Raw genomic sequence first — 9066 nt, 5'->3', positions numbered from 1 at the left:
AAGGCCGCCCTAGATGATATTAGTGCGCGGTCTCCTGGGTTCGAATAGCCCAGCAATTTATTGTCTTCTTTGAGGTCGAGTAGGAAGCCAACGTCGCCCCGCCCACCATTGATAGAATAAACATTGCCGAAACATTGTGCTTGTGCGGTGTTGGCAGCCATGGCTGCCAGTGATAATGCAAGGGAAGAGAGTGCTAGCCGTGCTTTCATGAATAGTCCTTTTTGTTTTACGTATTTTATTATTTTGATGGGTGCTGTTTATGGCCTTTGAGTGAATGTCTAACAGACATTTCCACAATGAAAGGAAGGCTTTGTTATGTAAATCAGAAGGTAAACAGGTAGATGAGTATCTCGATTTCGACGAGTATGCACGAAGGTGGTGCAGGTGGGGTGTCTCTATTATGGGACTAATTTCATATTAATTATTTAGAATATACTAATAGGAAAGCGCTTTCCTATGTCTTATTCTTTTCGTCTATATACCCAATTAACCTCAATATGATTGCTCAGCGAAAATTGGTCGGCATTCAGGCTGAGGCGGTACGTCGTGGATTTGAAAATATAGTCGTTCTACATTGAAGTCAGTCACCCAGCATGAGAACAAAAAAATCAGGCCCTTGGGAGGGCCTCATCCGTCTACCTTGTTGTCGAAAAACCTCGAAACGTTTTTCAACGTTGTTTTGCCTTTTTTTTCCCAAGTTGAACGTGATAACCGGCTCTGAACGCAGCAACTGGAGTTCGCTCGGTGATATTGCCAATGCTTTATGGTTACACTTTAAATTTATTTAGCTCAATGTCTTGTTTGCTAGTGAGCGTAACCATGCCTGCGCAACGTTGTTCTTGCTCTGTGGCTTTTTCGGATGCAGCTTGGCTCATTGCTCGCATGTTGTTGGTGCTTTGGTTAACTTCCATTGATGTTGTGTTTTGGCTTTCGGCACCGTTAGCAATATCGGTAGTGAGCGTATTTATCTCATTAATGCTGTTTCGGATTTCAGCGAGCACAGCGTCAGCTTGGCCTGCAATTTCTTGTGTGTTTTTGGCTGTATCACGTCCTTTGAGAATGATCTCTTCAGCACTGCCGACACCAATTTGAAGTTGGCTGATCATCTTTTTGATTTCTTCTGTTGATTGTTGTGTTCGAGAAGCCAACGCGCGAACTTCGTCAGCAACGACAGCAAAACCGCGTCCCATTTCACCTGCTCGCGCTGCCTCAATCGCAGCGTTGAGAGCGAGTAAGTTGGTTTGCTCAGCAATACCAGTAATGACCGTCAGAATTGATGCAATGTTGTCGCTATAGCCTGAGAGCTCATTAATTTTTCCGACCGCCGATTCCATTTCTACGGTTAATGATGAAATAGATTTGGCGGTATTTGAAACCACTTCCACCCCTTTACATGCGGCATCATCCGCTTCTTGCGCGGCACCTGATGCTCTTTGAGCGTTGTTAGACACGTTTTGGGCAATAGATGACATCTCCCCCATTGCATTAGTCAGTGATTCTAGTTCATGAAGTTGCTTTTGAATTCGTTGCGATGAGGCTGAGGCTGATTCTGCAGTGAAGTCGGTGTTTTTTCTGACCTCTAGTGAAATGCTTTTTACTTGCCCGATAAGGCTCTGTAAATATTCGAGGAACGCATTAAACTCAATCGACAATTTGCCAAACTCGTCATTGCCAGAAACAACAATGCGTTTGGTTAAGTCACCTTCACCGCCATTGATTTCTCTTAGTGAGTGACGGAGGCCTTCTAGCGGCTTCAGTTGACGTGACACTCCGAAATACAAGGCAATGGAACAAAATAAGGCGCTGAAGATCGTAGCAATCAATGCGGTCCAGCCAAATTGTGTCGCTTCAGCCATGACCTGATTTTTGTCGAGCACAACGCCAATCAACCATTTGTTGCCATACAGGTTAGAAAGCTCATAAAAAACCGTAAAGACACGTTGATCGCCGATGGTGGACTCGGTCATCGTTTGAGAAAACGACGGTACGTTATCGCCAAATAACTCGGTGATAGATTTGCCATTCAAGGTCGTGTTGGGGTGGCTGATAATATTGCCATCTGCGCTGAGCAGGAAAGCGTATCCAGTCTGGTCAAAGTTTAAGGTATTCACCGCCTCAGAAACGGAACTGAGGCTCAAATCGCCACCAAACGCGCCTTTGAATTCGCCTTTGTCGTAGAAATTTGCCACGGCAGAGATGAGAATTTCGTTGGTGCCTGCATCCGCGTAAGGTTCGGTAAGAATTGCGCGGTCATGTTGTTTGGCGAGCGGATACCAAGGGCGTTTTCTCGCATCCCAGTTTTCTGGTGTCCATGTCATGTCATTGGTGATGGATTTACCATCGGTCGCTAAGCCGCCAAAGATGAGAATGAACTCGTCTTTTAAAAGGGGAGTATCAAAGGTTTTTTGAATGGTTTCAGCAGTAAAGTCGGCATCAATGGTTTGAGCCATCATATCGATCAACGCAAGCTTACTATTTAGCCAGTTGGTCACTTGGTTCCCCAGTGCTGACGTGGTCTCGAGTGTCGTTTGGGCCTTGTTTTCATAAAGCGCATTTTTCACCGTGTTGTATTGAAACCAAGAGAAAATAGAGAAACTGAGAACAACAATACAGGACGCCAGCAGCGCAACTTTATGGGAAACCTTCATTTTTACCTCTAACACTTCGTATGATTCAATAATTAATTATTGGTTTATCAATAAGAAGTGTAGTCAGAAAAGAAACATTGAGGTTTTTATTGAGACGGCGAGGGAGGGGCGTTTCAGAGAGATAAGAAAGTCGCTCGGTTGAGCGATGTAACCATAAGTAAAACGCCTTCACTAGAGGGCGTTTTACTTTAGAAAGTGCTTTGATTTATCGAGAGTAAGTTAGATGCTTTGATCTAACCATGCATTGAACTCAGATTGCGGTAATGCACCGTTGATTTGGTTCGCCATTTTCCCGTCTTTAAACACCATAATGGTCGGAATGCTTCGAATCCGGTATTTCGCGCCAAGGGCTTGCTCTTGTTCCGTATTCACTTTCACGAAAATCACATCATCGCCTTTGTGTGCTGCAGTGGCTTCGAATATCGGGCCAAAGCTTTGGCAAGGTCCACACCACGGCGCCCAAAAGTCAATGACGACAGGCTTACCTGATGCGATAAGGGCATCCATGTTGGCTTCCGTTCCTTCAATAGGTTTACCGTTGATCAGCGACGACTTACATGAACCACAGCTTGGGTTGTCCTTAACGCGATCGGCGGGAATACGGTTCATTTTTTGGCAGTGTGGGCAACGCACCGTTAATGTACTCATGATTAAACCTTTCCTTTGTTCTGTTTATGGTTCGTAGCCTAAACCGATGCTTCTAAAAATACCATTGGGTTTTATCAATGGTATCGATAGTAAGTACCTATTAAACCGAAGAAATCATGTTAGTTCTCTCACCGGTTACTTGGGGAGGGTGCAGTGGTGCTTAAAGACGAAATGCAAAGTTCGAAGAAGTCATACGCCTGAGGCGAAATGTATCGGTCGCGCAAACGGAATATGCCGATTTGTCTTTCAACGTAAGGGGAAGAAAGAGGCAGCCAGCAAAGGTGCTCCGCATTTTCAGGAAAAGCCAGTTTAGGCAGTGTGGTGATGCCAACACCCAGCTCCAAGACCGAGAAAAGCGATGTGATGTTTTCCACGCTGTAGAGTGCATTGGCGGCGAGTATATTGGCTGGTGTTGGCTCCAACAAAGAACAGGTGCCATTTTTCACAAAAGGATAGGGCTGTAATGCCTGCCAATCGATAGGGACGTTGAGTGTAGCGAGGGGATGATCCTTTAGACAGACAACGCCTAAGGGATCTGTCATCAACAAGGTGAATTCAATACGTTCGTCTTGAATGTGCAGGCAGTTACCCAACGCGAGGTCCACATCTCCCGCCAATAAACGTGCTTCTACGCCTGCTGCATTGTCATCTATCAACGCCACTTCCACCGTTGGGTGGCTTTCGGTGTAATGGGCGAGAATGCCGGGAATTAACTTGGCAGCGACTGAGGGGACGCTGGCAATGCGCACTTGCCCTAACTGGCCGGCGGCGGCTGAGCGTAAATCAGAATTTAGGTCGTCATAACGTGCAAGAAAGTCATTGATTTTGGGTAGGCAGAACTCGCCAAACGGTGTGAGCTTGGCTTTGTGGCCTGCGTCAAATAATGTCTGACCGAGTATGCGTTCTAACTCCTTCACTGAGGTAGATAACGCCGCTTGAGAGCGATTTGCCTTAGAAGCTGCCGCACGAAACCCGCGTTGCTCTGCAACTAAAGAAAAATGTTTGAGTTGCTGAAGTTTAATATCCACGCTGCGATCCCTTCCCTGCGTTATCTGCCCCTAGTGATAAGTAAAACTGAACAATTGTCAAAAATTAACCGTTCGATTTATCAATTATTGTGATGCAAGATTTAACTAATCGTTAACAAGTGCACAAATTGATAAGGACACGCATGTCAGGATTACCTTCAAATAGGCATGGGATCACGGCAGTGAAAACCCCGCTTTTTGCTTCTAAAGCACCACTTGAATGGGCAGTAACCCATAACGGTACGCTCTACACAGCTCAAATTCCCATTGATGCGGATGGTGATTTGGTTGAAGGCGGTATTGAAGGGCAAACGCGGCAGACACTGAGTAATTTGATGCACACGCTTGAGGCGGCAGGCGTAGGCAGTGACGCCGTGTTGCAAGTATTGATTTACGTGACAGACAGAAATGATCTGCCTACCGTTAACAGAATATATGCAGAATATTTTACCGCTCCATTCCCGAACAGGGCTGCGATGGTCGTTGCAGGTTTGGCACGCGAAGGCATGTTGGTTGAGTTGGTGGTGTATGCCGCTGTAATGAAATAGACACTGGATTTGGATTAAAGGAATAACAGATGACACAACACAGCGAAAGCGCCCTATATATTGGCGGCGAATGGCACCAAGGCAGCGGCACCGTTGCAAATATCAACCCCTCCAATATCCAAGAGTCACTGGGTAATTATGCACAGGCGAGCAAAACACAAGTTCAACAAGCCATCGCTTGTGCTCGAGAAGCGCAGCCGAAATGGGAAAAAACACCGTTAGAGCAAAAACAAAAAGTGTTGCAGACCATTGGGGATGAGTTGATTGCGCGTTGTGATGAGCTAGGACGTTTGCTGTCTCTTGAAGAAGGTAAACCCTTTGCGGAAGGTCGTGGTGAAGTGTATCGCGCAGGGCAGTTTTTCCAATACTACGCGGCGGAGGTGCTTCGCCAAATGGGTGAGACAGCGGAGTCCGTTCGCCCCGGCGTTCAAGTGGAAGTCACCCGTGAAGCCGTTGGCGTGGTCGCCATTATTTCCCCTTGGAATTTCCCGACAGCGACTGCGTCCTGGAAGATCGCGCCCGCGTTGGCGTTTGGTAACAGTGTGATTTGGAAACCTGCCAATTTAACGCCAGCCAGTGCAGTGGCATTGGCTGACATTATTCACCGTTCTGGCCTGCCTGCTGGGGCGTTCAATTTGGTATTGGGCTCAGGCTCAAATGTTGGGGATAGCTTGATCCATAGCCCCAACATTGATGCGGTCAGTTTTACGGGCTCAGTTGATGTTGGGCGAAAAGTCGCAGCAGCAACAGCGCCAAATTTCGTGCGTTGTCAGTTAGAAATGGGTAGCAAAAACGCACTCGTGATAGCCGATGATGCTGATTTACAGGTGGCGGTTGATGCCACCATTGCAGGTTCATTTTCCGGCGCTGGACAAAAATGTACTGCCTCATCACGTCTCATCGTGATGGACGGTATTCATGATGCTTATGTGGATGCACTTACTCAACGTATTGCCCAACTGAAAGTCGGGCATGCATTAGAAGAAGGTGTATTCATGGGACCCGTCGTTGATGAAAAACAACTTGAATCAAATTTACGCTGGGTTACACGTGCCAAAGAATTGGGCGGTGAATTAGTGGCGGGCGGGGAGCGAATTTCGCTTGAACATGATGGCTACTACATGGCACCGACCTTGTTCATCAACACTGAAAATAGCTGGGATGTTAACCAAGAGGAATTGTTTGCACCGATGGCGTGTGTGCAGCGAGTGGGGTCATTGGAAGAGGCGATTGCTCAGGCTAATGACACACGTTTTGGCCTTACCGCAGGCATTGTGACCACCAGTCTTCGTAGTAGCGCCATGTTTAAGCAGCAAGCTCAAACAGGCTGTGTGATGGTGAACTTACCGACCGCTGGCACGGATTATCACGTCCCGTTTGGAGGCAGAAAAGAATCCAGCTTTGGGCCGAGAGAACAAGGACAGTACGCGCGTGATTTTTACACGGTTGTTAAAACCGCTTATCAGCGCCCGTATTAATGACTGACTGCCATTACGCGTGTCGAGCAAGGAGTCGCTATGTATCAGAACGAAATCATTGTTGATGGGTTGCAGTATTGCCATTGGGATCGCGCCTACTTTGAAAGCCTGCAAAAAAGCGGGGTGACAGCGGTACACGCGACCTTGGTTTACCACGAAAACGCCCGTGAAACGCTTACGCGATTTGCGGAATGGAATTTGCTGTTTGAACGTAATGCCGATCTGATCATGCCAGTGATGTCTATGGAGGATATCCGCTCGGCAAAGCAATGCGGCAAAGTGGGTATCTTCTTTGGTGCGCAGAACTGCTCGCCGATTGATGACGAAATTGGGTTGGTAGAGGTCATGCGCAAGCAGGGGCTGCTTATCATGCAGCTGACCTACAACAATCAGAGCCTGCTGGCGGCGGGTTGTTACGAACAAGAAGATGCGGGTATTACGCGTTTCGGCAAACAGGTCATTGAAGAGATGAACCGTGTCGGCATGGTGATCGACATGTCGCACAGTGCCGAACGTTCCACGCTGGAAACGATTGAACTGTCGGAGAGGCCCATTTGTATCAGCCACGCCAACCCATCCAACGTGCATTCTGCGCTGAGAAATAAATCACCAGAAGTGATCCGCGCGTTGACGGCGCGCGGCGGCTTACTCGGTTTCAGTCTCTATCCTTTCCATTTGCCGGATGGAAGCAAATGCAGCCTCGAAACTTTCTGCCAGATGATTGCAGAGACCGCTGATGAAGTCGGTGTGGAGCACTTAGCCATTGGCAGTGATCTGTGTTTAAACCAACCTCAAAGTGTTCTGGACTGGATGCGAAACGGACGCTGGTCGAAAAGCCTCGATTATGGAGAAGGCTCGGCATCGAATGCGGGGTGGCCTGCGGCATTGCCATGGTTCCCCGACAGCAGCGGTATGAAAAATATTTATAAGGGATTACGCGATATTGGCTTCAACGAGGCAGAAACCACCGCGGTCATGGGTGGTAATTGGCTCAACTTTTTGGATGCTGGGTTACGACCAGCACTCTGACAATCGCAGTGCGGGTTAGACCCGCTCACAAGGAAATAGGAATTGGCGCTGACAAGGCGCAGAGTCCGCAATAACGTGGAGATAGATGATGTCTGATTTACTCAATAACGAGAAGACAACAGCGATACCAAAGGCGCAAAATATCTGGGAAAAGTTGGGGTTAGACAACCCTGTACTCTGGTTGAGTGGCGGTTTTCTCACCGCTTTTGTGGTGACCGCACTCATCGATAATGAACTGCTCTCAAGCATGGTGAATAGCGGGTTCAGCTGGAGCGTGAAGATTTTTGGCCCTTACTGGCAGCTGCTACTACTCGCCACCTTTTTAATTGGTCTCGCGTTGGCGTTTAATCCGTCTACGGGCAAGGTACGTCTTGGGGCGATGGACAAACCTGAGATGGACGGTTTTAAGTGGCTGGCGATTATCCTTTGTACCCTGCTCGCAGGGGGCGGCGTTTTCTGGGCGGCGGCCGAACCGATTGCGCACTTTGTTAATCCACCACCGCTTTATGGTGTGCCAGAAGGCAATATTCAGCGCCAAGCGTTTAATGCACTTGCACAATCGTTTATGCACTGGGGATTTCTTGCTTGGGCCATTCTTGGCACCCTGACCACCATCGTGCTGATGCATTTGCATTATGACAAAGGTTTACCATTGAAACCGCGCACTTTGCTGTATCCAGTCTTTGGTGATCGCGCCATGACAGGTTGGCTTGGCGCCTTGATTGACGCATGCTGCATTGTGGCAGTCGCTGCCGGTACGATTGGACCAATCGGTTTTCTTGGCCTGCAAATCAGTTATGCCTTGAATGCATTATTTGCTCTGCCTGATGGCTTCACCACCCAATTTATTATCATTTTGTTTGCCATCGCTATTTATACCATCTCTGCACTGAGTGGTGTAAACCGAGGCATACAGATCTTGAGTCGATACAACGTCATTCTTGCTGTTGCGCTGATGGCTTACATTCTGTTGGTTGGCCCGACAGACTTCATCATCAATGGTTACGTTCAGGGTGTCGGCACCATGATAGACAAATTCATCCCAATGGCCACATTCCGTGGAGACATGGGTTGGTTAAGCTGGTGGACAGTGTTCTTCTGGGGCTGGTTCTTAGGTTATGGGCCAATGATGGCGATCTTCATTGCCCGTATTTCTAGAGGCAGAACCATACGTCAGTTAATTGTCACCATCAGTATTATTGCGCCGCTCATCACCTGTTTCTGGTTCACCATTGTGGGTGGTTCAGGGCTAGCATTTGAAATGGCAGAACCTGGCTCGGTGAGTAAAGCGTTTGAAGGCTTCAACCTCCCAGCATCCTTACTGGCAATTACACAGCAATTGCCATTTCCGACCCTGATTTCAATCTTGTTCTTAATTCTCACGACGATCTTTATCGTGACCACGGGTGACTCCATGACGTACACCATTAGTGTGGTGATCAGTGGGGATCTTGAACCTAACGCGCTGATCCGCATCTTTTGGGGGATCATGATGGGGGCAACAGCCATTATATTGATTTCATTGGGATCTGGCGGTGTATCCGCGTTGCAATCCTTCATCGTTATTACCGCAGTGCCTGTTTCCTTGATTCTTCTCCCAGCGTTATGGAATGCACCCAAAATCGCACTGCAAATGGCAAAAGCGCAGGGATTGGATTAACGCGATACGCCATATCTGAACAGATGC

7 protein-coding genes and 1 pseudogene are annotated in these 9066 nt (G+C 47.8%); 4 read left to right on the top strand and 4 right to left on the bottom strand.

All coding sequences use genetic code 11. The features are described from left to right. The 4 genes and pseudogenes from ACED36_RS02965 to ACED36_RS02950 form a co-directional block, all read right to left on the bottom strand. Positions 1-209 (bottom strand): annotated as a pseudogene (locus ACED36_RS02965) (hypothetical protein); the annotation flags it as partial. Between the two features lie 558 nt (positions 210-767). After that, a complete protein-coding gene (locus ACED36_RS02960; protein WP_016962553.1) occupies positions 768-2648 on the bottom strand; it encodes a methyl-accepting chemotaxis protein in 1881 nt (626 codons plus the stop codon). Positions 2649-2867: 219 nt separating this feature from the next. Continuing rightward, entirely contained in the window at positions 2868-3296 is a 429-nt protein-coding gene (trxC, locus tag ACED36_RS02955) for a thioredoxin TrxC (protein ID WP_016962552.1), read from the bottom strand. 128 nt (positions 3297-3424) lie between these two features. Then, a complete protein-coding gene (locus ACED36_RS02950; protein WP_017006250.1) occupies positions 3425-4324 on the bottom strand; it encodes a LysR family transcriptional regulator in 900 nt (299 codons plus the stop codon). A 143-nt stretch (positions 4325-4467) separates the two neighbouring features. Between ACED36_RS02950 and ACED36_RS02945 the strand changes: the two genes are divergently transcribed. The 4 genes from ACED36_RS02945 (at position 4468) to ACED36_RS02930 (ending at position 9039) form a co-directional block, all read left to right on the top strand. Continuing rightward, positions 4468-4872, top strand: coding sequence for a RidA family protein (locus ACED36_RS02945; protein ID WP_017003730.1), 405 nt, complete (start codon positions 4468-4470; stop codon positions 4870-4872). A gap of 29 nt (positions 4873-4901) precedes the next feature. Continuing rightward, a complete protein-coding gene (locus ACED36_RS02940; RefSeq protein WP_371732757.1) occupies positions 4902-6350 on the top strand; it encodes an aldehyde dehydrogenase family protein in 1449 nt (482 codons plus the stop codon). 39 nt (positions 6351-6389) lie between these two features. Next, the gene (locus tag ACED36_RS02935) at positions 6390-7379 is read left to right on the top strand and encodes a membrane dipeptidase (protein ID WP_371732756.1); all 990 of its coding nucleotides are present in this window, start codon (positions 6390-6392) and stop codon (positions 7377-7379) included. A gap of 88 nt (positions 7380-7467) precedes the next feature. Then, positions 7468-9039: a BCCT family transporter gene (locus ACED36_RS02930; protein ID WP_016962546.1), complete on the top strand. Its 1572-nt coding sequence runs from the start codon at positions 7468-7470 to the stop codon at positions 9037-9039. Positions 9040-9066 lie beyond the last annotated feature (27 nt).

The organism is Enterovibrio sp. FF113, assembly GCF_041439165.1.
Taxonomy (GTDB): Bacteria; Pseudomonadota; Gammaproteobacteria; order Enterobacterales; family Vibrionaceae; genus Enterovibrio; species Enterovibrio norvegicus_A.
This window is presented reverse-complemented; position numbering and strand designations above follow the sequence as displayed.